Source organism: Anaerobium acetethylicum (assembly GCF_900096945.1).
Lineage (GTDB): Bacteria > Bacillota > Clostridia > Lachnospirales > Lachnospiraceae > Anaerobium > Anaerobium acetethylicum.
On record NZ_FMKA01000011.1, the window covers coordinates 48,830 to 73,867 of the forward strand.

The following is a 25,038-nucleotide window of genomic DNA, read 5'->3' on the forward strand; positions in this document are numbered from 1 at the left end:
AGCCCTGTCTGGTTCGTTCTGACCAGCTTCGGCCTTTTCGCCTCCGGCAGCAAGCCTGTTGATCTGGGTAGCCATATATCCAGCCCCGAAACCGTTGTCGATATTGACCACGGCAAGGCCCTCTGCACAGGAGTTCAGCATGGTCAGCAGAGCCGATACGCCCTGGAAATTAGCTCCGTATCCGATCGATGTGGGCACCGCAATTACCGGCTTATCCACCAACCCGGCGATGACTCCTCCAAGGGCGCCCTCCATGCCTGCGACTGCAACCACGCAGTTCGCTTTCCTGATTTCCTCAACCTTTGAGAGCAGCCTATGGATGCCTGCTACGCCTACATCATAAATCCTCACCACGTTGCTTCCGAAAAATTCAGCAGTCTGTGCTGCTTCCTCGGCAACCGGGATATCTGAAGTTCCGCCTGTACATACAGCCACGCATCCTTCCCTGCTCCTCTCTTTTTCCTGTTCATTCCGGTGAACCGAAAGAATGCGGGAAAGCGGATCATATTTCACCATTGGAAGGATTTCCTTCACCTTCGTGTACTGGTCCCAGCTGGCTCTTGTACCCAGGACATCAGTGCCGTGGTCGTAAAAATTCTGAAAGATCCCCTTCAGGTGTTCGTCGGATTTTCCGGAACAGTAGACCACTTCTCCGAATCCTGAGCGCAGTGTCCTGTGATGGTCCAGTTTCGCAAATCCCAGATCTTCGTATGGGAGTTTCTTCAGTATTTCGGCTGCATGATCGATTCCTATTTCATTGTTCTTTACCTGATTTAAAAGTTTGTATACGTCCATGGTTTTCCTCCTGATTTCTTTCATTTTTCCGCTTCCACAAGACAGGCTGCACATTATTGTGCCAAAAGCCAGCTTGTAACGTTCGGCTTAGTCAATTTGCACATTCGCCCTCTATCACGCAGTGATTAAAAACATGAATTGATGAGCAGCTTTTAATCAAAAAAATCACCAAGAAACAGCCCTTCCGATATTAGAGGGCATGAATCTTCGTGATTCCAGTTCTTTCGATATGCAAAGTGATACTTTGATTTGTGCGCCCCTGCAAGTGCCTGAAAGGCAATATCCTTATCCAGGGGGTATATCCGCTGCCGTTCCTTCGTCTGCCAACTTCATGATGGCGGTTGATTCATGGCTTTGAATGATTGATTCATTTTTGTGGTTATCCTTGCCAATTATACGCTATTGGTCAAGATTTTGATTGAGATATTCCATTACCAGATTAATGCCGTAATCGATATAGGTGTCCACTGTTCCCTCCAGGTCGGCTGCGATGGTTATGCCGCACCTGTTCATGGGTATGAGTATCTTCTGGGCATCGCATGAGCTTACAGCAAATGCCATGGCGGGAGTAAGTTCCCCCAGCATCGAATTTGCAGCAACTATCGCCATTGGCCCCAGTATAATATCGGACTGTTTCGTGGTCCTGACGATTGCATTCTGCCCCGTCGCACCAATGTCAGCTCCTGACTTGATCATGTTATTTGTCGCTGTGGAATTTGTTCCAAGGGCGCAGATGACGACACCGCTGTCTTTCGGAATCTGCTTCCTGAGCTTTCCGACGATGCTCCTGCCTATTCCTCCACCCTGTCCGTCAATGACTGATATCCAGATTTCTTTTGCCATTATTCTGATCTCCTAAACTACTCTGCACCCTTCATGAGTGCAACAGACATAGTTGCTGCCTTGCCCTGCGGCCAGACAGTTGTATGTTTTCTATAATGAATTCTACCACAGGCAGATCGTAAATGCCACCCCGTTTTAGCGCAAACGTTTGCTTTATTTTCGTTGTTTTTGCTCTGTTTTTTTCATACGCATTTTCCTGGTTTTAATAAATTTCGCAATAAAACAGAAGGCTCATTTTTCTGTTGGAGGATAGACTTTATGAACATACGAAACAGAAACCCTCCATAAAAGGAAGGCTTCTGCTTCAATAATCACCTTATTTCTTTATAAGAACCCCTTTACATTATCTGGCTTCATACATTTCAGCCGTATAATTCTTCATGGCGTCCCAGTTGTCAAATTCAAAATCATCAAGGGAAACTGCCGCACCGCCATCAGCTACGGCTTTGACTGCTCGTTCCCATTCAGCCTGGGTCTTGTCTGACAGAGTCGCAATCTCTGCTTTGTAGTCGACGCTCTGAGCCAGCACGCCCTGAACGATCTGTCCTAAACTTGGAGTGATCGCCTGTACTTCTGCGTATACTTTTGCTGTATCCGGATTCGCAACGATTGGATCCGGAGCAAGTGCTGCTGCTTCTTTGTTTAATTTATAGTAATCTAACATCACTTCATCTGTCATGTATTCAGCATTCACTGCATCGATAACCGATACGAATCCGCCATCTTCAACCAGGCCTGACTGATAGTCTTCTGAATATAATGCCATTAAATATTTTGCAGCCACATCAGGATGTTCGCAGTCTGCTGAGATGCCCATCCATGCCTGTGCTCCCACATATGGCAGTTTTCCCTTTGCTCCGTCATCCGGAGTAGGAAGGGCCATTACGCCGAAATCAAGATCCGGATTTTCATTTCTCCAGGTAGATATGCACCATGCACCCTGCACGATGAACGCTGCCTGATTTTGAGCAAAAAGAGCACGAGCTTCAGGAGCCTTTAATGTAGATGAGTTCGGATGGAAACTTCCATCTTTCACCAGACCGTTGTAGAAGTCCATTGCTTTTACCATGGCTTCCGAATTCATTGTATTCTTTCCATCCACCAGCATAATCTGTGAGATGTCGCTTGTCTTTCCGCCTGCCAGGCTTGCTAACGAACGCACAAAGAGCTCAAGACGGTTTACCTGTGCGCCGCTGTCGATTATACCGAAGTACTGTCCGTTTCCGGCTTTTGTTATCTTTTCGCATACTTCCTTGAATTCACTCCATGTTTTTGGAAGTTTATCTTCTGAAATTCCAGCCTGCTCTAAAACGCCTTTGTTATAGAACATCAGAGTATTGATGATGTTTGCAGCTTCAGGAAGCGTATATACTTCTCCGTTCAGAGTCGTGATTCCTTCATTTAAAGATCCTTCTGAAAAGCTTGCAAGGAAATCATCGGTCACGTAGCTGTTCATTGGCTGATACCAGTTTTCTTCGACTGCAGTGCTTAATTTCACTCCGCCTGGAAGCGGGAATAAGTCAGGTGCATTTCCCGCTTTGATTGCCGATACGACTGTTTCCGTAAACTGGTCCGCTGTTAAAACAGTATACTCGATTGTTACGTTCGGATTTTCTTCCATGAATTTCTGATGAAAAGCTTCACGTCTCACTTTTGTACTGTCGCTCCAGTCTACTATTTTCAACGTAACCTTCTCATCTTTTCCAGTTTCCACCACTTCATTTGCTGTTTCTTCTTTTGCTGTCTCTTCCGTTTTGCTGTCTTCTTTACTGCTTACGTTAACGCCACAGCCTGCCACTGATAAGCCCATAACGAAAGCCAGCAGAAGTGCTGCTGCTTTTTTTGTTTTTCTCATAAATAAAATCCTCCTTTTTTGTCTATGTAAGAGCGGATCTCCGTCCGCTTCGTTACCACTGTCTGCATGCCCTTTTCGTTTTCCGGGGCCTGCTTTATGTTTCTATCAATCAGCTCTTTACTGCGCCTGCAATTCCATCTACAAAATACTTCTGAAGAGATACAAAAAGTATGACAATCGGTACGATGGCGATACAAGCTCCTGCAGCAATGCCGGTCCAGTCTACGACATTTTCACCTCGCAGGGCATAAAGGCCCACTGCCAGCGTTCGTATTTCCGGATTGTTGAGGGTTACGATCAGCGGAAGCAGGAAAGAGTTCCAGGTCCATATGCTCTGCATGGTCACGACTGTAACCATGATCGGCTTCGCAAGCGGAAACATGATTTTTGCATAGGTCTGAAAAAAACCACATCCGTCTATGGTAGCCGCTTCCTCCATTTCATTCGGAATTGAAGCATAGAAGCTTGAAAAGAGCATCAGGAAAATCACATGCCCGCCCCCGGATTCCGCAAGGATAAGGCCGATCAGGCTCTGTTCGAGACCCAGTTCTTTCAGCAGCTCGTATACAGGAATAACCGTAAATACCAGCGGTATGGTAATGCTGGCCATGAATATGCCTAAAATCACTTTTTTGCCTATAAAGGCATATCTTCCTATGACATATCCCGCAAGGGATGTCGACATTAGCACGATTGCAACTACTGATATTGTTACGATAATTGTATTCTTAAAATACACGCCAAAGTTGGCATTGTTCCACGCCCTGATGAAGTTATCAAAATGAAAGGCCTGGGGTATCAGATTGAGCCCGCTTCCAAAAAATTCACTCTGTGTCTTAAATGATGCTGAGACCATCCACAAAAAGGGATATACCCATATAAATGCTATTACGGCAAGCACCAGATAAATGACGATTTTACCAACAGATATTTTTTTCATTCTGTCCCCCTCCTAAACTGTTCTTCTCTTGCTGAGAATCCCTTTGATCGTGTTACCAATAATTCCCATGGCAACAATTATGGCACCGAAGGTGACTGCCGCCGAACTTGCATAACCAAGCCGCGGTGTTCCTGTTGCACTTGAGTATGCTGTCCTGTAGACGAATGTAGCCGCAACGTCAGTCGCAAAAAACGGCCCGCCATTTGTCATGGTCTGGATCAGATCGAATACTTTCAGGGAACTGATGATGCACAAAATTGCAATCGTTCCGCCGATCGGCATTATGATAGGCAGTACTATTTTCGAAAATGTCTGCCATCTGTTTGCGCCATCGATCATTGCCGCTTCATAAAGATCCTGGGAAACGCTCTGGAGCGCTGCCAGCCAGTATATCATATAGGTTCCTACGTCTTTCCATACACCTACGATCACGACCACGATCATCGCATAATCACCGCTACCAAGCCAGTTGACCGGTTTCATTCCGAACAGTCCAAGCATCTGGTTTACAGAACCCGTTCCTCCGAATATGAACATCATAATAATACCTACTATAGATGTAGTAGTTACAACCGGCATAAAAAACACTGTCCTGAATACAGCTGCACCTTTCTTAATGATGCTGTTGAACAGATATGCCAGGGCAAGCGATATCGTCAGGAGAAATGGAACACAGATCACCATATACTTAAAGCTGTTCCCTACTGCATTGAAGAAATATTTGTCCCCGAACAGTTCCCTGAAATTATCAAGCCCTGCAAACACTGCATTGGAAGTCATTCCCGACCAGTCCAGGGTCGAATAGAAAACACTGGACAAAATAGGGTATCCCAAAAACAGCACATATAATAGTACTGCGGGTATCATAAATACCCAGCACCAGATATTTATTTTCCTGAGCCTTTGTCTTTTTAAGACACTTGTTGTTCCTGAAGCTTTTGCTTTCATTTCTTATCGCCTCTCTTTGTTTTTATAAATTATAATTTGTAATTAATTGTTTTCCCTTGAAACTATTATCACTATACTAGATATCACCTTTGAAAGCAACTATTTTAACGTTAAAACTTCACTTTCTACATTTTTACACTATTTTACCGTTATTTTTTGTGCATTTATCACATGTACATATTATTTCTTGTTTGGTAGAATGGTTTTAAATTATAATTAATTGATTTCAGCAGCAGTTCGAGACAAACCCTTGAAATGTAGCAACAAATACGAAAATAACAGGAGATTCAATATGAATATAAACATTATATTTAAAAACAATGACTCTACTCTCAATTTTGCAGCAAAGGAATTGAAGTCCTATCTTTCTTTATTAGATATTGATCTCAGCTTTACCGAAAACAATCCGGCCGATACTTTCACTCTCAGACTCGAGGCGGCCTCCAGCCTGTCCAGGTACTGCATGCCGGAAGTTTCGATTCCTGAACTTGATGACCAGTTTTTCATTGACGTCACTTCAGATGGCGGCCTCATAGCAGGCACAAATTCGCGAAGCGTCCTGTTGGGCGTATACAGCTACCTTGCTGCAATCGGTTTCCGTTTTCTATATCCCGATAAGAAGCGCGATTACATTCCCCACATCCATTCCCTTAAAGAGCTCTTCGCATCTTATGGCAAGACTGCCCTGCACAGACACCGGGGCGTCTGCATAGAGGGAGCCAATTCTCTGCAGAATATATTGGATTTCATAGAATGGATGCCAAAATTAGGATACAATAGCTTCTTCGTACAGTTCCGAATCCCCTATACCTTTTTGGCGCGCTGGTACGAGCACGAAAAAAATCCCTATATCAGGAAAGAAGACTTCAACGAGGATATCGCAACCGCATACAGCGACATTATAGACAGGGAGATCCACAAACGCTCCCTTCTCCACCACCGGGTCGGACATGGATGGACATGCGAAACCATCGGCTATCCGTCACTGGGATGGACCGAATCAGGCACAGCTCCAGCGGAGGATATACGTCCTTATCTTGCCGAAGTAAACGGAAAGAGGGACTTCTTCAACGGTGTTCCAATCAACACCAACCTCTGCTATTCCAATCCTGACGTGATTGAAACTTTCACGAACGAAGTAATCGATTATGCAAAGAAAAATCCTGATATCGATTACCTTCATATATGGATCGCTGATGAGTTCAACAACATATGCGAATGTGATCAGTGTCAGAAGACCACCCCTTCTGACCAATACATCAATCTGTTGAATATAATTGATGGAAAAATGACACAGGCAGGAATAAAGACCCGTCTTGTTTTTCTGCTTTACCAGGAGCTTCTCTGGGCTCCACAAAAAGAACACCTCCACAATCCGGACCGTTTCACGCTTATGTTTGCCCCGATCAGCCGGACTTTTGAAAATTCCTATTCTATAAACACAGAGACCAGAAAGCCGCCGGAATACTGCCGCAATCAGATCGAACTTCCCCTTGATCTCGAGGAAAACCTTTCTTTTCTCCGGGAATGGCAGCAGATTTTCAGTGGCGACAGCTTCGTATATGATTATCCTTTGGGCAGGGCACACTATGGGGATCTTGGATACACATCAATAGCAATGGTGATCAGCTCCGATATCAAGCAGCTGGACAGCCTAAATATGAACGGATACATCAGCTGTCAGGAGCTCCGGGCAGGTCTGCCGAATTCGCTCCCGAATTATGTAATGGGACTTACGCTTTTTGACAGCGCAATTCCGTTCAACGAACTTCAGGCCGACTACTTCATGCATGCTTACGGGGAAGACTATCTCACCGCACTGAATTATCTGGACAAAATCTCCGCTCTTAATAGTCCCGATTATTTCAACGGCAAGGGCGAACGGGAAAATCCAGAACAGCACAATCGCTACAAAAACTGCGCAGAACTTATCAGAAATTTCAGACCGACCATCAGGGAGATTGCAGACAGATATACAAAAGCAGCCGCCGCTTCTTCTCCAAATGCAGGGATCCACGAATTCTTTTGGAAACTCCTTGACTACCACGCAGACTATAGTTTACGATTAACAGAAGCGTTATCCGCACTCTCAGCTTCCAAAAAAGAGGAAGCTGACGAACTCTGGAAAACATTCCATGCGTTCATATGTTCAAATGAAGAAACATGCCAGGCTCCCCTTGATGTATATCGGATCACTGAAGTCGGAACAAAATATACCGGTTTCAGCCTTGAAGCATAGTTTCAGACGGGGGTTTGCAGATCCCTGTCCAAACCGGAGACGCAATATTATGCACCTCAAAAAGGAGAGTTTGATATTGTATAAAGCAAAAAAGAACAAAACATCAAACAGAACACGAATATTAGAGTGTCTTTTTAGAAATCCCACCATTTCCAGAACTGAGATAGCTGATCTCACAGATATTACCCCTGCAACAGTCACAACAACCGTAACCCAGCTCATCTCTGAAGGAATCGTTCAGGAAGCCGGCGAGTCGAATGCGGAAGACAGCACTCCCGGACGCAGAAAAATTCTGATTGAAATCATCCCCGACTACGCTTACAGCATTGGAATCGAATTTACCCAGAAGGCCCTGGTGCTCTGCATAACCAACTTAAAAGGAACTGTCATCACAAAGAACATCGTTCCCTTTACTGAAGATCTGGCAAAAAATATCACCACTGAAATCATCACCCGGCTCGGACAACTGATAGCAGCCTCAGATATTTCCACCAACAAGTTCATCGGCATAGGCATCGCAGTACCTGGGCACATGGATTCAGATCAGAAGATGATGATCAGCAACAATCGATTGTGGGGATCCTTCAGCCCGGATATGATCCGCGAAGCCTTTGACCTTCCGGTCGTTTTGGAGAACAACGTGCGCTGCATGGGACTCTCTCAGTACCTTTTCAACCCAGCCACAACCCCTGACAATTTCTCATTTTTTCACGTCGGCCTTGGCATGCACTGCGCCATCATTGTCGAAGGCGAGCTATTCTCCGGCAACACCTACATTTCCGGAGAAATAGGCCATACAATCGTTGATGCAGACGGACGCAGATGCGAATGCGGAAAGCATGGCTGCCTGCAGACTATTGCAAGCGAAAACTGGCTGCTCAAGATTGCCGGAATGCTGTACGAAAATGATTCCGCTTCACTTCTCAAGACTCTCGCAGCCAGCAAAAACAGCATCACCATCGACCACATCACCACAGCCTATGAAATGGGCGATGCCGCGATACACGGTTATATCTCGGAAGCCCTCAAAGCCCTGGGGATTACAGCTTCAAATATAGCGATTTTAACAAGCCCCGAAAAAATCCTGCTGCACGGCCAGCTCTTCAACAACAAAGAAATCCGCCGCGAGCTTATGGATCTGATACAGAGACAGCTGCTCTTCGTCGACAGCAGCTACAACAACATTTTTGAAATACTCCCCTGTTCTACAATCGACGGAGCCATCGGCGCAAACGCACTATCAGTCATGCATTTTTTTATACACGGCATTTCAGCAGAATCATAACAATCTGCAAATCACAACATGACTCCCACCACAAAAAAGCAGCTGTGCATTGAACATCCCATTCAATGCATAGCTGCTTTCTAAAGCCAAAGCGTATATTCTTATTTCACTTCTGCCTCACGAGACAGGATTTCGAGCAGTTACAATCTAACCCTCAAATAATTCCTGATAATCTTCCATTCCATCCAGTCTTTCCATCAATTGCTCCACCGCTCCGAGCTCATGATCGGAATAAGACTGCTCCCTTCCGATAGATGCCCTCCAGCACTCCTTAGGATGTCTCTTGCTGCTGAATTCCGTATCAATAAACAGACCTTTATACTCGACCATAGTACAGTTCTCCCTTCACTACTGATAACCAAGCCTCACATATATCTCTTCTACTCTATCTACATACTGATTCAAATCCGAAAACATCCTATTGATCTCATCCTGATCAAACTCAAAACTGCAATGGGCATTTCCATAACACTGGGCGACTTTCCTCAGTCCCTCACAATAGCAGTACATATGTTTAAACAGGTCAAATACATCCTGGTCACAAATATTGTACTGTTCCTCATACATTTCAATACTCTGCGCCACTGCATTCTGCAATTCGACAATGTCTTCTTTGGTCGACAGTTCTCCGTAACGCCTGGTGCACCAGTCGTCATTAAAAGATTTCCAATCGTTTTTATACTGCTTATCATTCGTATAACCAGACAGAATCAGCATTGGATTCCACTGACCGATAAAAGCATTATACTTATTTTTTATATACTCCTCCATGACACATCCCCCTATTCTAGTCTTGATTGCTTAAACTTTCCTTCAGAACGCAAAAAAACAAAGCGCCAAATTGCAGAACCGACAATTTTACGCACTCTAAGCCCAGGCTTTTATGCAAATCCAGCACAAACCGCTCGCTGGACAGGCACCCTGGACAGTTATCCTGCATTCCATCTGCTCTACGAAAAAGGTTTCAGCCAAACAATAAAACCCATCAAATCTCCTCCCCTTATGTCATTTTACATCATTATAGTGCTTTTTAAGCAATTTTACAATTAATTATTTTTATTTTTTAAAATTGAATAACAACTAATCCGTTTGATTCCAGATTTCCATCTTATTTTTTTATCATATGAACCAGGTTTACAGCCAGGCGAGGTTACTTGGGCCGCGTATTTTGCGGTCTTATGTACCAAAAAACAAAGAGTTTCGCTTGCGAAACTCTCGCGCTGACGCGCAGTCGCTTCTGCAACATATTCTTCTTATGCGTCATGCGCCTCCTCGCGGAGCATTTTTAATTTGTAGGAAATTAGAGGAATTTCCCATGAATTAAAAAAACACCCTGTCTGGGAGAGACACGGTGTTTTTGGGGAGTTTTGAAATTAGCCCCTCAACTAATTACATATTCAAAGTTATCACTACGTCTTACTTTGGTCAATATTTTTTTCAAAACAATCATATAATTACCAACAATGTTCATATAACCCACATATTATTTGTTCATGATCCGATTTTTCCAATAAAAAAAGAACTTTGTCCCTAAATTGTCCAAAGTTCTTTTCAATCCATTCATATATCAAATTTATTGCAACACATAAGTATTGCACAGAATATTGTCATATTGCGACATGCTTATCAATCTGCATTTATAATATTCATATGCTTTATCCTCGATTTCATCAATTGAAAATTGCGTTTTACCTTCACGGTATTCATGTACAAGATTTATCAGTTCCGAAAATTTTACTCCCATAATTTTTCCTCCTTATTAAATCCTTCGTTGCCAATTTACGCTTCCGAAATCACCAAGTATTTTTTAATTATATCAGTAACCAGATGAAACTTCAATGCAAAATTACCAAAATATGATATATCACAGGAGGACCATTACAGGTCTTCTTGTGCGTCATGCGTCTCCTCGTGGGGCGTTTTTGCTTTATAAGAAATTCAAGGAATTCCCCATACAGACCAGCGTGTCAAAAGCCCTCTTATAACGTTTGGCTTAGTCAATTTGCACAGCCGCCCTCTATCACACAGTGATACAAAACATGAATTTTTGTATCACGTCCTCATTTGAAAACCTGTGCAAATTGACGAATACTATTTTGTAAATTGGCTTTTGATACTCCACTCCTATAAAACAAAAAAAACTCCTGAAACCAAAGTTTCAAGAGTCTGTAACAGGGCTACAAGGATTCGAACCTTGAGATGCTGGAGTCAGAGTCCAGTGCCTTACCGTTTGGCGATAGCCCTTTGTTTTTTAGCAGCTTTGTTTTACTGCGTTTCAACAAAATTTATTATATACTACCCAAAGAATAAATGCAACCCCTTTTTTTAAATTTTTTTATTTTTTTTAATTATACATATTGTATCTCAAAAAAGCCCTTTCCAAACTCATTTCTGTTGCTGGCGCTATAGCCCCAGCAGCCCCTGTGCATTCTTATAGGAGATAAGCTCCAGCTCCTCCTTTTCGAGTCCCAGCTCTTTCATATGGGCAACCATCTGCTTCTGTTCCTTCCACGGCGAATCCGTTGCGAACAGAACCTTGTCAGCTCCATGAGACCTTGTCATCCTCAGAAACTGCTCATCTTCCATTTCTCCCAGAGCAAAACCTGTATCCAAATACAGGTTTTTCCCTATCAGCCTGTCTTCTACCTGGTTCCAGTACTTTATACCGCCCATATGGGCTAATACGAGCTTCTCAGGCGATGTCTGGTTCAGAAGATTCTCAACCCTGCCCGGCGTACAGCGCACCACATCCGGAAGGATCAGGGAAATATCCACTCCCGCCGCTTTCATGGATGCTTTCAGGCCGTTCAGCGTCCCATCCGTAAACGGACTTATGCCTCCCATTTTCCTCAGTTTCTCCAGCGTCTTCCCCGCTATTTCATCGGGGAATATATGTGTATGAAAATCAATGATCATCTTTTCTTTGTCTCCTGCCCTTCATCATGCTGCTATTTGCCTATTCCGTTTTTGTGCTCTGCTACATAGCTCTTTTCCATGGTTATGACACACCGATACCTGGCATCGACCTCACAAAGCCTTTCACAGATTATTTCCTTCAGTTCTACCTGTCTTTCTTTGTCATACTCATAAGGAACTACCACGTCAAATATCAGATTGATCTGCTCTTCACCATGCACATACCTGAAATCATGTATAGACACTTTTTCATCTATGGCACCTATCACCTTCTCGACAACCGATCTGGTCGCAAGAACCGAATAGTTGTTCACTTCAACAGGATCCATATGGATTACCAGGATTATCCCCATCTTTTTCGTTACATCACGTTCGATGCCATCTATAATTTCATGTGAAATCTCGATATCCACATCATTCGGCACCTCGGCATGAATGGAAGCCATACTGTGGGACGGCCCATAGTTGTGGACGATCAGGTCATGGCTGCCTACTATCCCATCATAGCTTTCGACCATTTTTGTAATCTCCTCATAGACCTGCGGATCCACAGCCTCGCCGATGAGCGGCATCAGGGTATCCTTCGCAATGTTGATACCTGCATACATGACAACAAGCGATACGATAAGGCCTACAAATCCGTCGATATTTACTCCGGAAAATCTTGTGATGAGGATTGAAATGATGGTTGCCGTAGTCGTTACCACATCACCCATTGCATCTGCAGAGGTGGCTTTCATAACGCTCGAATTGATCTTCTTCCCAAGCCTTCCATTAAATAAGGAAAGCCAAAGCTTGACACCGACCGAAAGTACAAGAATAATCACTGAAACAAGCTGAAAATCCAGCTCTTCAGGATTCCTGATTTTCCCTATTGCACTCTTGAAAAATGTGAACCCCACTTCCAGAATCAAAAACGATACGACAAGAGCTGATATATATTCCACTCGTCCATGTCCAAAAGGATGGTCTTTGTCTGCCGGCTTGCTCGCCATCTTCACGCCTATAAAGCTGATCACCGAGGAGGCCGCATCTGAAAGATTATTAAATGCATCCGCAGTTACCGAGAGACTGTTCAATATGACTCCAATGCTTAGTTTAACTGCAAAAAGAAAGACATTGCAGATTATTCCCACAATACTGGCCAGGATGCCATATGCTGTTCTTACCTCACTCCGTTCGATCTCTTCGCTGTTTTTAACAAATTTTCTTACCAGATATTTTGTCATTCTGTTCCTCCGCTGTTTTTTCGCTGTTTTCAACCGGTCACCCCTGCATTTCACACAAGTATATCACAAACCGCTGCTTTTTTTAAATAGCTTTTCTGAAATAAGATTCCCGTTTAAATTCCTGATCATCATTATCAAATTTCGTCCCTATTGCAAGACATACCCCGCGGGATATGATTCCCACGGGGTATGTCTTATGTATCTATTATTTAACGATTTGTCCTGCGCTTTTCACAGTTTCTTCTGTTTATACGTTGCCTCCGGCTCTTCTGATTGCCTTGACAATTTCATTAATAAGCACTGGTACAAGAGAAAGGCCTATTACAAGTACCCAGTCAAACAGGTTCAGATGGAACACTTTGAAAATTTTCGCCAATGGTTCAAAGCTGATGACGATCCACTGGATGAATATACCGAATGCGATCGAAATACAGAGCCATTTATTCGTAAACAATCCAACCTGGAAGATGCTCTTTGTTTCACTTCTGACATTCAGGGAATGGAACAGCTGGGAAACGCTCAATACAACGAAAGCCATAGTTCTTGCATGGGTAAGCGTATCTCCGCCAAGATTTCCTTCATGGAGTACAGACAGGTCGTATGTTCCTGAATATCTCATTGCGCCGATTGCAAAAGCTGCAAGGGTAAGGAATCCGATCGTCGCACCATTGATGATAAGGAATGGTGTTCTGCCCTTGAAAATGCTGTCTTTTGGATTTCTTGGTTTGTCCTTCATTACATCCTTGTCGCCTGGATCCACACCAAGGGAAAGCGCCGGGAAGCTGTCTGTAATAAGGTTTACCCATAACAAATGGATTGACAGCAACGGCGTTGCCCATCCTAACAGGATCGCGAAGAAAAGGGAGAAAATCTCACCAATGTTACAGGACAGCAGGAACATGATGGACTTCTTGATATTCGCATAAATATTACGTCCTTCTTCAACTGCAGCTACGATTGTTGCAAAGTTGTCATCTGTAAGCACAACGTCTGCTGCACCTTTTGCAACGTCAGTTCCTGTAATACCCATTGCTACGCCGATATCCGCTGCCTTCAGGGAAGGTGCATCATTAACACCGTCACCGGTCATGGAAACGATATTTCCATCTCCTTTAAACGCTTTTACGATCCTTACTTTATGTTCTGGTGATACCCTCGCGAATACCCTCAGATTTTTCACTTTTTCGATCAACTCTTCATCTGAATATTCATCAAGTTCAACACCTGATATGGTCTGATCAGGAGTTTTTGCGATTCCGAGTTCTTTGGCGATTGCAAAGGCTGTCTTCTGGTGGTCACCTGTAATCATGATCGTCTTGATTCCCGACTGTTTGCATGTTGCAATGGAGTCGCGCACTTCAAGCCTTGGAGGATCGATCATTGCCACAAGGCCAATGAATACGAGCTCGCTTTCCATTCCATCCTGGTCTAAATCGCTGCTGTCGACTTCCTTGAATGCCGCTCCAAGAACACGAAGCGCATCATCGGAAAATCTGTTCGCGGCAGCCATAAAGTCCTTTTCTATTTCTTCCGTCATAGGGACGATTTCGCCATTGATGTATGCTTTTGTTGATAATTTCAGCAGGTTGTCTGTAGCGCCCTTTGTCATTACATGGAATTTTCCGCCATATGTGTTGACTGTCGACATCAGTTTTCTGTCAGATTCAAAAGGTGCTTCATTTACTCTCGGGTGCTCTTTGTTAAGATCTTCTTTTCTGATGCTGTATTTGTTTCCGATGTTGATCAGGGCAACTTCTGTAGGGTCTCCTGTACTTCCTTCTGCATTTGAAGTAGCATCGCTGCAGAGCACTATATTTTCAACAAGGAGCTTCTGGACAGGATCCTTCACGTCTATTTCGCTTTCAGGAACCACCTGTCCGTTCACATAGAATTTCTGGACAGTCATCTTGTTCTGAGTAAGGGTACCTGTCTTATCTGAACAGATTACATTTACCGCTCCAAGCGTTTCAACTGAAGGGAGCTTACGGATGATGGCATTTTTCTTGACCATTTTCTGTACGCCCATTGCGAGAACGATTGATACGATAGCCGGCATACCTTCCGGAATCGCTGCAACAGCAAGGGAAATTGCAGTCATGAACATGTCGAACATATCACGTTTCTGAAGTACAGCAATCGCGAACATGGCAACACACACAATCAGGGCTACTACACCAAGAAGCTTTCCAATTTCAGCAAGTTTCTTCTGTAACGGCGTCTTTTCTTCGGGCTGTTTCAACATGTTAGCAATGTGTCCGATTTCCGTTTCCATACCGATTGCAATGGCAACGCCTGTTCCTCTTCCGTTTGTTACCAGTGTTGAAGAGAAAGCCATGTTTTTCTTGTCTCCCAGCGGAATCTTTTCGTCGGGTATGACAAGTCTTGCATCTTTGTTTACAGGTACTGATTCACCTGTAAGAGAAGATTCTTCGATCTGAAGGTTTGCGCTCTCTATTAGTCTGAGATCACATGGGATGAATCTTCCTGCATCAAGCACAATGACATCTCCCGGCACGATTTCTTCTGAATTCACTTCCGTCACCTCACCGCCACGGATGGCATATGCCTTAGGTGTCGAAAGCTTTTTCAAAGCCTCCATGGATTTTTCAGCTTTTGCTTCCTGGGACACGCCAATTACCGCATTCAGGATCACTACGATGCCGATGATGACCATATCGCTGATTTCATTCATGAATCCTGAAATAGCTGCTGCCAGCAGAAGGATGTAGATAAGCGGATCATTCAGCTGTGCAAGAAACAGGGCTGCTATGCTTTTTTTCTTGCCTTCCTCCAATTTGTTCAAGCCGTATTTTTCACGTCTTGTCTCGACTTCCTGTGCAGTAAGGCCCTTTTCAGGGTCTACCTGCTGTTCTCTTAGAACTTCACTGATTTCCTGATTGTAATACATGATGTTCCCCTTTCTTTTTCATACGCTTATGCCGGCTGCTCTCACTGTCGCATAGCATGTTTATCTCCCAAAAACAGCTTTTTATCCCCTTCCAAGCCACATAAAACCGGGAATAAATTCTATTTTCTCTAAATAGCACCAAAAAAAGACCTTTGGTCTATTTTGTATAAGCCAAAAGTCTTGCAATTTCATAATTATCCGGGATTTCTCCGTAATGACGAATAATTAGCGTTCGCACGCTTGCTACTCCCTTTTAGTGAGTGATTTCATTATATATTAACTCATACATAAAAATCAATATTTTTTATTCAATTTTCAAGATTCAATATATAGCATGCCTACAGCTTTGCCGGCACGATTTCAATCCAGTATCCGTCAGGATCCGAAATAAAATAGATTCCCATGGCCTCATTTTCATAGCAGATGACTCCCATCGCCTTATGCTTTTCATGAAGTCCTTCATAATCATCCGTCATCATGGCGAGATGATATTCCAGTTCTCCAAGATTATAAGGCTCTGTCCTGTCCCTCAGCCATGTCAGCTCAAGCGTAAATCCATTGACCCCGTCGCTCAGGTAAACGAGTTTGAACGACCCGTCTTCTGCGATATGTTCCCGCGCAGGCTCCAGGTTCAGCGCCTCCTTATAAAACTTCAGACTTTTTTCAAGATCCAGTACGTTAAAATTGAAATGATTAAAAATTATCATAGTAATTCCTCCCTGACTTAAATGATTTGTTCCCCCCTTACTGCAAGGGGGGATCCGGACTCTCTTCCAGTCCGGACTACTCCACGCTTTTCAGCGATTCTATCATGTTTATTTTCTTCAGCTTGTAGTACATGGTGAAGTTTACAAATGTGGAAAAGAAGAAGGTCAATACAGTGCTGAGCGCATAGCTCATCACCTCAACATTCCTTCCGAACATCATGATATCCACTTCAGCAGTTACGATGATGAATCGATGCAGAATGAGTCCGAGAAGAATGCCAAGGGCTGCGCCGATTATCGTCAGCAGGGTGTTTTCCCTGTAAACATATTTGGCAACTTCTCCGTCATAGAATCCCAGGACCTTGAGCGTTGCAAGCTCTCTCTGCCTTTCACTTATGTTAATGTTGTTCAGATTATAAAGCACTACAAATGCAAGCAGGCCTGCCGCAACCACAAGCACATAAATGACTGTATCCATAGTCGTCAGCATATCCGCCACGCTGACTGCCGTTTCACTGGTAAAGGTCACGCTGCTTACAGCATCCAGCCCGTTGTAGTCCTTATGAAACTTCTTCTCAAAGGCAGCATCATCCGCCGTGTTGTTTGTCATGATCTCATTATAGACCGGTGTTTCTCCATATACGTTTTCAAACAGCGCCGGGCTCATATAAATATAATGCATAAAGTAATTTTCGGTTATTCCGGTCACCTTTACTTCCACCCGGTTCTCTTCGCTGTCTTTTATATAGATGGTATCGCCTTCTTCAGCTTCCAGAAGTTTTGCAAGTTTCTCTGTTATGATAACGCCGTCATCGCCAAGTACCAGCTGCTCACGGGAAATCCGCTCTCTCAAAGATACATAAGTTCCTAATTTCTCTACCGTTTCAGGTATAAAAAGATAGACATTCCTTTCATTTTTTCCGTATCCGGCATCCATGTTGATTTCTCTTGCATACATCTGGTCTTTGACTTTTCCGTCTTTTTCCAGGAGTTCAAAAACACCCTTCTTTTCTTCCTCTGTGGCATTCTCATCAAGCCCTACTGTTGCATCGCATGTCCTGATTTCACCAAACTGGATGTCCCCAATGGACATGATGGAGTCCCTGATTCCGAATCCGACTACCAGGAGCGACATGCAGCCGCCTATGCCAAAAACCGTCATGAAGAATCTCTTCTTATATCTCAGGAGGTTTCTTATCGTGGCCTTCTGGGTGAAATTAAGTTTTCCCCAGATAAAATCGAATTTTTCCAAAAACACTCTCTTGCCTGATTTCGGCGCAGCAGGCCTCATCAGCTGTGCCGGACATGACATGAGCTCCTTGTAGCAGGCATAGACTGTTGCAAGTGTCGTACAGACCACCGCAAGAATCGTGGATGTGGCAGAATAATACAGGCTGATCGGAGTCAGTATCTTCGGCAGGTTATTGTACATGATGCTGTATGCGCCTATTATGACTTTAGGAAGAACAAGCTGGCCTGTGACAAATCCCAGGATACTGCCTCCCAGGCTGGCAAGGACCGCATATAAGATGTACTTCTGGGCTATTTCAAGCTTGTTGTAGCCAAGGGCCTTCAGGGTTCCGATCTGAACCCTTTCCTCTTCGACCATCCTTGTCATAGTCGTGAGGCTGACAAGTGCCGCAACAAGGAAAAAGATGGCCGGGAATACTTTCCCGATTGCTCCGATCCTGTCAGAATCCTGTCCATATTCAACATAGGTCTGCAAAGTCTCCCTGTCAAGGACATACCACTCAGGAATCTCCAGTTCTGTCAGGGCCTCCTTTGCATCTTCCATTTTTCTCTTTGCATCGGCAATCTCTGCATCCGCCTTCACTTTTGCATCTTCATATTCAACGATTCCTTTATAATATTCAGCCTCCGAAGCGGCAAAGTCCGTCTTTGCCGTTTCCAGGCTGGCCCTTCCGGCTTCGACTTCCTTCTTTCCCTCGGCAAGTTCGCTCTCTCCGCTCTCAAGCACGGACAGCTGCCTGTTCAGTTCGGCTTCTGACGCCGCAAGTTCCCTTTCCGCCTGGGCAATCTGGGATTCTCCTGCCCCAAGTTCCGCTTCGGCCGCAGCCACCTGCTGGCTTCCTGCTTCGATTTGCGCCTCTGCTTCGGCTATCTGGGCCTCCGCTGCCGCTATCTGTGCCGTTCCTGCATCGATGCCCGCCGTCAGTGCTGCAATCTGATCCGCTACACTTGTATCGCCTCCGTCAAACAGGGACTGGAGATAGGCAAGCTGCTGCTTCGATGCTTCCAGTTCCGCCTTGCTCGCTGCCAGGGTAGTCCTGTTCGCTTCGAGCTGGGCCCTGCCCGTCTCCAGTTCAGCTTTCCTGGATGCCAGCTCCGTCTTTCCGCTTTCCAGGGTTGCTCTCTGTGCCTCGATTTCTGCCTTTCCGGATTTGATCTGGGCAAACCCATCCTCTATCTTTTTCCTTCCATCTGCAAGCTTCGCCTCATTGGCCGCTATTTCAGCCTCTGCATCGGAAACTTTCTTCTCATTCTCCGCCAGCTGCCTGCGCCCGTCGACTATCTTTACCCCGGCCTCGTCAAGTTCGGTTTTTGCATCGCTGAGCTCTTTCTCTCCCTTTGCAATCTCAGCCTCGCCTTCAGCAATCTTCTCATCGGCCTCGCCAAGCACTTCTGCATATCTCAGTTCACATCTCGCATCTGCAATCTTTTCGATTGCATCTGCCGTTTCTTTTACCCTGTCCTGATAGGCTTCTGTATAGGATGTAAGCTCTGCTGTACCTTCCACAGACACATAAGCCTCGGTAAATACCTCCAGGCTGAATGCTTCAGGCTGCACGATCAGGAAACTGTCCACCGTTCCACTTCCTATTGCGCTCGTTCCTCTTTCCCGCGAAAGATAATAAGAAGTGCTTCCGGCACCTGTGATCTTGAATTCCGTCACATTGAGGGTGTCGCCAACCGGATCCTCATTTCCGGATTGCACCGTGATCCTGTCACCCACGCGGTATCCTGTCAGTTCAAGGAATGCCGTATCTGCAAGGCACTCCGACGGTTTGTCAGGAAGCCTGCCTTCAGACACTGCTATTTTATTGATCCCGTCCGGAGCAGACATCAGTTTCACAACCAGCTGGGAATCCTCCGTATCACAGAGCATATCTGCTGAATATGCCGGCATTACGGCTTTTACCCCTTTTACCCTCGATATGGCTTCTACATCCTCCTGGGTAATCCCAAGTCCGCCAAGCACCCTGATGTCCATCAGACTGCTATCATCATAATATTCATCCGCTGACAGCCACATATCAGGCTTTGTTGCCCGGATGCCGGAAAAGAAGGCCACGCCAAGAGCCACGATGAGCAAAATAGAGGCAAACCTGTGAAAGCTCTTCTTGATTTCCATGTAAAAATCTTTTCTTAATGCTTTTTTATTATACTGTCTCATTACGCTCTCACCTTACCATTCAATGGTATCTACCGACACCGGTTTCTCATTCATGGTCATGTTGCTGACTTTTCCATTTTTGATTTTTATCACCCTGTCAGCCATAGGCGCTATTGCAGAGTTATGCGTAATCACGATTACTGTCATCCCTTTTTCTCTGCAGGTATCCTGCAGAAGCTTGAGGATAGCCTTTCCCGTTCCATAATCAAGGGCTCCTGTAGGTTCATCGCATAGCAGCAGCTTCGGATTCTTCGCCAAAGCCCTTGCGATCGCAACCCTTTGCTGCTCTCCGCCCGAAAGCTGGGCCGGAAAATTGCTCATCCTCTCAGCAAGCCCCACCTCTTCAAGCACAAGCTTTGCATCCAGGGGATCTTTGCAGATCTGAAGGGCAAGTTCAACATTTTCAAGAGCCGTCAGATTCTGCACCAGGTTATAGAACTGGAATACGAATCCAATATCATCTCTCCTGTATGCCGTAAGTTTTTTCCCTTTAAAACGGCTGATATCTGTGCCGTCCACCAGCACCTTGCCCTCGTCGCAGGTATCCATTCCTCCGAGAATATTCAGGACCGTAGTCTTTCCTGCTCCCGAAGGACCTACGATAACGACGAATTCTCCCCTTTTTATGTCAAACTCTACCCCGTCGACAGCATGTATCACAACCTCGCCCATATGGTAAGTTTTCCTGACGTCTTTCAGTTCTACGAATGCATTCATAATTCCAGCTCCTTTGTCTAACTTTCATAAAAATATTATAGCAAATTTCACAAATAATACAACTGCCACAAGAGCGGTTGTTGAATAACTTATATTTTACCATGCAATTTTCAGATACTAAATCAAACTTTCTTGGTTTAATGTCTGATTTTTGTTCATGGTTTGTTCATTTAACATTCAAAAAATTTTCATCTGAATAACATTGTTTCTTCATTTCTCTTATATATAATAATATTATCGAATCAGACAAAAGCACACAGCTTTCGGATGAAACGATCACACAAATACCAGTTTCTTAGTAATTAACTTACTAATTTGAATAAACTTTTTCATAATATATGCCAGTCAGCTATTGCTGTCTGGCATCCTCCCTTTTCGGGAGCTTTTTTTATGCCCTGAAAAAGGTCAATCCCCTGACAACATAAATGTCCCGTATGAGAGATGCACTGTTGCTTCCGCCTTCAGAAGCAGGAATATTTAAGAAGCGGGCTGTCTGGTCAAAACCAGGCAGCCCGCTGCAAATTCTTTTTATTCAGCCGGAAGCTTACGCTTTTCCTACTGAACCGAATAATTTCATCTTTTCAACAACAGTTGCTTTGATTGCATCTGTTCCAGGTGCTAATAATTTACGAGGATCGAAACCTTTTCCCTGTAAATCTTTTCCTGCTTCAATGTATTTACGTGTAGCTTCTGCAAATACTACCTGGCATTCAGTGTTAACGTTGATTTTTGCAACGCCAAGTGAGATTGCCTGCTGAATCATTTCTTCCGGGATTCCAGTGCCGCCGTGAAGAACTAATGGCATATCTCCAGTTAACTTCTGGATTGCATCAAGTGTTTCAAAGCTTAATCCTGCCCAGTTGTCAGGGTATTTACCATGGATGTTGCCGATACCTGCTGCTAACATCGTAACACCTAAGTCAGCGATCATTTTGCATTCTTCTGGATCTGCACATTCGCCAGCTCCTACAACGCCGTCTTCTTCTCCACCGATTGAACCAACTTCTGCTTCAAGGGAAAGCCCTTTTTCATTGCAGATTTTAACTAATTCAGTAGTTTTTGCAATGTTTTCTTCGATTGGATAGTGTGAACCATCGAACATTACTGAAGAAAAACCAGCTTCGATACATTTCATACATCCTTCAAAGCTGCCGTGGTCTAAGTGAAGAGCAACCGGTACAGTGATGTTCATTTCTTCAAGCATTCCATTTACCATGCCTACTATCGTTTTATAACCAGTCATGTATTTACCAGCGCCTTCTGATACACCTAAGATAACTGGTGAATTGTTTTCCTGAGCTGCTGCCAATACTGCTTTTGTCCATTCTAAGTTGTTGATGTTAAACTGGCCTACTGCATATTTACCTGCTTTTGCCTTCTGTAACATGTCTTTTGCTGAAACCAACATATTATAATACCTCCAAATCCTATTATTGTTTTTCATAAATCAACATTATTCCTTTGACATTATAACGCATATTCTTATAAATGGAAACACTTAAATCCTTAATTTCCTAATAATAATTTAACAATAAAGAACTCCCTGCCCGCTGCCGGACACGGAGTTCTTTGTCTTTGTCATATACAATTTAACATAAATCATCTTTAGGATGCTTTTACATAAAAATCAAAAATTACTTACGTACCAGGTACTTTCTCATATCGATTGCACATGCAACGAGAATAATCAGACCTTTGATGATGTACTGCATGTTTGCATTTACTGACAGGAAGTTAAGTGCAACGAAAATGATACGGAGCAGAATAACACCCATTACGATGCCTCTGATTTTACCGGTACCACCTACGAAGGATACACCACCGATAACGCAGGCTGCAATTGCATCCAATTCATAGTTCAAACCTGTATTTGCAGTGTTTGAACCGATACGGGCAGCTTCGATAAAACCTGTAATACCATACATACATCCTGCAAGGGTATGCACAAGAATGGTGGTTCTTGCAACATTAACACCTGAAACGTTTGCAGCTTCCGCATTTGAACCTACGGCAAACATGTTTTTACCAAAAGTAGTCTTGTTCCAGATGAACCACATGATGGCTACTACAATGATTCCATACCATACGTAGTTCGGAATCGGAACCCCTTTGATTTTCAGGATGCTTCCTGAAATGAATTTCTTGTAGGAATCGTCCAGACCTGAAAGTGGCTGGCCATTGTTGCCGTTCACCATAACGAACATTAACAGAGAGCCATAAACAACAAGCTGGGTAGCAAGGGTTACGATGAATGGATGCAGCTTGAATCTTGAGATGCAGAAACCATTCAGAAAACCGATAATGCCGCCTACTACAATTACCATAAGAATAACAAGCGGAATCGGCACAACCGGGAGATTCGGGAACATCTTGGTGGCATAGGTCACTGCCTGAAGACTGGCTGCCGACATACAGGCTGTAAGACCTACGATACGGCCTGCCGACAAGTCAGTACCGGTCAATACGATGGTTCCGGCGATTCCGCAGGCAATCGGAAGATTGGCTGCCGAAAGGCTGATCATATTAATGACAGATGAAGTTGACAGGAAACGGTGATTCTGAAAGTAAGTATACAATATGGCAATGAAAAGTAAAATATAGAGAGAATTGTCGATTAAAAACTCTTTCCAGAAATTAAGTTTTTCCTTGCTGTTCATTTTCTTTAAGTCTGCGTACTGGTTTTGAATATTTGCAAATGGTTTCACTACACGCGACCTCCTTTATACATATTTTGCGGCATGTGTCATAATTTCTTCCTGTGTCGCTTCTTTTGCACTTACCTCGCCTGCCAGACGTCCACCGGACATTACCAGGATTCTGTCGCACACGCCAAGAAGTTCCGGCATTTCAGAAGAAACCATAATTACTATTTTACCTTTTTTTGCCAAATCTATAATTAGCTGATAAATCTCATACTTGGCACCTACATCAATACCCCTTGTAGGTTCATCCAATAACAGAACCTCCGGTTCAGTCAGCATCCAGCGTCCAAGGATTACCTTCTGCTGGTTACCGCCGGAAAGGCTCCTGATCTGTGTATCCTGTGAAGGAGTCTTTATCCTCATGGCCTTGACGGACCAGTCAGTGTCTTCCCTCATGGACTTGTTACTAAGATAAAAGCTGCCCTTGAGATGCTTTTTCAAACTTGAAATTACGGTATTTTCACGAATAGTTAAAATTCCAAAGATACCTGTTGCACGTCTTTCTTCCGTAAGCAGCGCAAATCCATTTTTGATGGATTCCCTTGCATTTCGGTTCATCACTTCTTTTCCGTGCAATTTGATTGTTCCGCTCTTTTTCGTAGCGATTCCAAAAATATTCTCCAAAACTTCTGTACGTCCAGATCCGTCCAGTCCTGCCAGCCCGATAATCTCGCCCTGACGTACCTTAAACGAAACGTCTTCCAGATCCGAATACATACCGGAAAGATGTTCAACTTCCAGCGCAAGTTCACCCGGAACATTTGTTTTCTCCGGAAAACGGCTTCCCAGTTCACGTCCAACCATCAGTTTTATTATCATTTCCATGGTCAGCTCGCTTGCAGGTTTTGTTGCGATCCATGTTCCATCACGCATGATTGTCACTTCGTCGGATATTCGAAGTATTTCTTCCATTTTATGCGAAATATAGATAATACCGCACCCGCGGTCACGCAGCATATTGATGATTTTGAAAAGATGCTCTACCTCTTCCTGTGTAAGGGATGATGTAGGCTCATCAAATACGATTACTTTTGAATGGAAGGATACTGCTTTCGCAATTTCCACCATCTGTCGCTGTGAAACAGGCATTGTGCTCATGATACGTCTTGGATCTACTTCGATCCCGATATCTTTGAAAACTGCCATTGTGTCTTTGTACATCTTCTTTTCATCTACAGCGATCCCTGCTGTTTTCGGATAACGTCCAAGCCAGATATTATCCATTACATTTCGCTTCAAGGCCTGGTTCAATTCCTGGTGCACCATGGCAACCCCAGTTTCCAATGCTTCCTTGGAGGTCTTAAAATCAACTTCTTTTCCCTCTAATAAAATCTGACCCTGATCTTTTGAATACATACCAAACAGACACTTCATCAGAGTTGATTTTCCTGCACCATTTTCACCCATAAGTGCATGAACCGTGCCTCTTTTTACAGTCAGCGAAACATGGTCGAGCGCTTTAACACCGGGAAATTCTTTGCAGATGTCTGTCATTTGCAATAGAACATCATGCTCCATATTCATGTCCTCCTAGCTCTT

General features: G+C 44.0%; 18 protein-coding genes, 1 tRNA gene and 1 pseudogene. 2 read left to right on the plus strand and 18 right to left on the minus strand.

Annotated features, from left to right (window positions below):
* Positions 1-48: 48 nt before the first annotated feature.
* From larB to BJR36_RS10255, 5 genes and pseudogenes are all read right to left on the minus strand, one after another.
* Positions 49-795, minus strand: a pseudogene (larB, locus tag BJR36_RS10235) (nickel pincer cofactor biosynthesis protein LarB); the annotation flags it as partial.
* 399 nt (positions 796-1,194) lie between these two features.
* Positions 1,195-1,638 (minus strand): DUF3842 family protein, encoded by a 444-nt coding sequence (locus tag BJR36_RS10240; protein ID WP_242875525.1) that lies wholly within the window; start codon positions 1,636-1,638, stop codon positions 1,195-1,197.
* 343 nt (positions 1,639-1,981) lie between these two features.
* The gene (locus tag BJR36_RS10245; protein ID WP_091233702.1) at positions 1,982-3,493 is read right to left on the minus strand and encodes an ABC transporter substrate-binding protein; all 1,512 of its coding nucleotides are present in this window, start codon (positions 3,491-3,493) and stop codon (positions 1,982-1,984) included.
* Positions 3,494-3,602: 109 nt separating this feature from the next.
* A complete protein-coding gene (locus tag BJR36_RS10250) occupies positions 3,603-4,433 on the minus strand; it encodes a carbohydrate ABC transporter permease (RefSeq protein WP_091233705.1) in 831 nt (276 codons plus the stop codon).
* A 12-nt stretch (positions 4,434-4,445) separates the two neighbouring features.
* Positions 4,446-5,381: a carbohydrate ABC transporter permease gene (locus BJR36_RS10255; protein ID WP_091233707.1), complete on the minus strand. Its 936-nt coding sequence runs from the start codon at positions 5,379-5,381 to the stop codon at positions 4,446-4,448.
* 292 nt (positions 5,382-5,673) lie between these two features.
* Between BJR36_RS10255 and BJR36_RS10260 the strand changes: the two genes are divergently transcribed.
* Together BJR36_RS10260 and BJR36_RS10265 are read left to right on the plus strand one after the other, a co-directional pair.
* Entirely contained in the window at positions 5,674-7,620 is a 1,947-nt protein-coding gene (locus BJR36_RS10260; RefSeq protein ID WP_091233709.1) for a DUF4838 domain-containing protein, read from the plus strand.
* A gap of 76 nt (positions 7,621-7,696) precedes the next feature.
* Complete coding sequence (locus BJR36_RS10265) at positions 7,697-8,905, plus strand: ROK family transcriptional regulator (protein WP_091233711.1); 1,209 nt, start codon at positions 7,697-7,699, stop codon at positions 8,903-8,905.
* Between the two features lie 147 nt (positions 8,906-9,052).
* Here BJR36_RS10265 and BJR36_RS10270 read toward each other — a convergent pair whose 3' ends face one another.
* The 13 genes from BJR36_RS10270 to BJR36_RS10325 all read right to left on the minus strand — a co-directional run bounded on the left by BJR36_RS10270 (position 9,053) and on the right by BJR36_RS10325 (position 25,017).
* On the minus strand, positions 9,053-9,235 hold the full coding sequence (locus BJR36_RS10270; protein WP_091233714.1) for a hypothetical protein: 183 nt from the start codon (positions 9,233-9,235) through the stop codon (positions 9,053-9,055).
* Positions 9,236-9,253: 18 nt separating this feature from the next.
* Positions 9,254-9,676 (minus strand): hypothetical protein, encoded by a 423-nt coding sequence (locus BJR36_RS10275; RefSeq protein ID WP_091233715.1) that lies wholly within the window; start codon positions 9,674-9,676, stop codon positions 9,254-9,256.
* Between the two features lie 802 nt (positions 9,677-10,478).
* Entirely contained in the window at positions 10,479-10,649 is a 171-nt protein-coding gene (locus BJR36_RS20310; protein ID WP_169823660.1) for a hypothetical protein, read from the minus strand.
* Positions 10,650-11,077: 428 nt separating this feature from the next.
* Positions 11,078-11,149: transfer RNA gene (locus tag BJR36_RS10280), tRNA-Gln, on the minus strand.
* A 159-nt stretch (positions 11,150-11,308) separates the two neighbouring features.
* Positions 11,309-11,821, minus strand: coding sequence for an amidohydrolase family protein (locus tag BJR36_RS10285; RefSeq protein WP_091233718.1), 513 nt, complete (start codon positions 11,819-11,821; stop codon positions 11,309-11,311).
* A gap of 32 nt (positions 11,822-11,853) precedes the next feature.
* Positions 11,854-13,050 carry a cation diffusion facilitator family transporter gene (locus BJR36_RS10290; RefSeq protein ID WP_091233721.1) on the minus strand — a complete coding sequence of 399 codons (1,197 nt, stop codon included), beginning with the start codon at positions 13,048-13,050 and terminating at the stop codon, positions 11,854-11,856.
* A gap of 247 nt (positions 13,051-13,297) precedes the next feature.
* The gene (locus tag BJR36_RS10295; RefSeq protein WP_091233723.1) at positions 13,298-15,958 is read right to left on the minus strand and encodes a cation-translocating P-type ATPase; all 2,661 of its coding nucleotides are present in this window, start codon (positions 15,956-15,958) and stop codon (positions 13,298-13,300) included.
* Positions 15,959-16,296: 338 nt separating this feature from the next.
* Positions 16,297-16,665, minus strand: coding sequence for a VOC family protein (locus tag BJR36_RS10300; RefSeq protein ID WP_091233726.1), 369 nt, complete (start codon positions 16,663-16,665; stop codon positions 16,297-16,299).
* Between the two features lie 76 nt (positions 16,666-16,741).
* Positions 16,742-20,080, minus strand: a complete 3,339-nt coding sequence (locus tag BJR36_RS10305) for an ABC transporter permease (RefSeq protein ID WP_091233729.1) — start codon at positions 20,078-20,080, stop codon at positions 16,742-16,744.
* A 12-nt stretch (positions 20,081-20,092) separates the two neighbouring features.
* The gene (locus tag BJR36_RS10310) at positions 20,093-20,797 is read right to left on the minus strand and encodes an ABC transporter ATP-binding protein (protein ID WP_091233732.1); all 705 of its coding nucleotides are present in this window, start codon (positions 20,795-20,797) and stop codon (positions 20,093-20,095) included.
* Positions 20,798-21,341: 544 nt separating this feature from the next.
* Positions 21,342-22,205, minus strand: a complete 864-nt coding sequence (fba, locus tag BJR36_RS10315; RefSeq protein WP_091233734.1) for a class II fructose-1,6-bisphosphate aldolase — start codon at positions 22,203-22,205, stop codon at positions 21,342-21,344.
* Positions 22,206-22,431: 226 nt separating this feature from the next.
* Positions 22,432-23,502 (minus strand): galactose/methyl galactoside ABC transporter permease MglC, encoded by a 1,071-nt coding sequence (locus BJR36_RS10320; RefSeq protein WP_242875526.1) that lies wholly within the window; start codon positions 23,500-23,502, stop codon positions 22,432-22,434.
* Between the two features lie 15 nt (positions 23,503-23,517).
* Positions 23,518-25,017 (minus strand): sugar ABC transporter ATP-binding protein, encoded by a 1,500-nt coding sequence (locus BJR36_RS10325; protein ID WP_091233739.1) that lies wholly within the window; start codon positions 25,015-25,017, stop codon positions 23,518-23,520.
* Between the last annotated feature and the right edge of the window lie 21 nt (positions 25,018-25,038).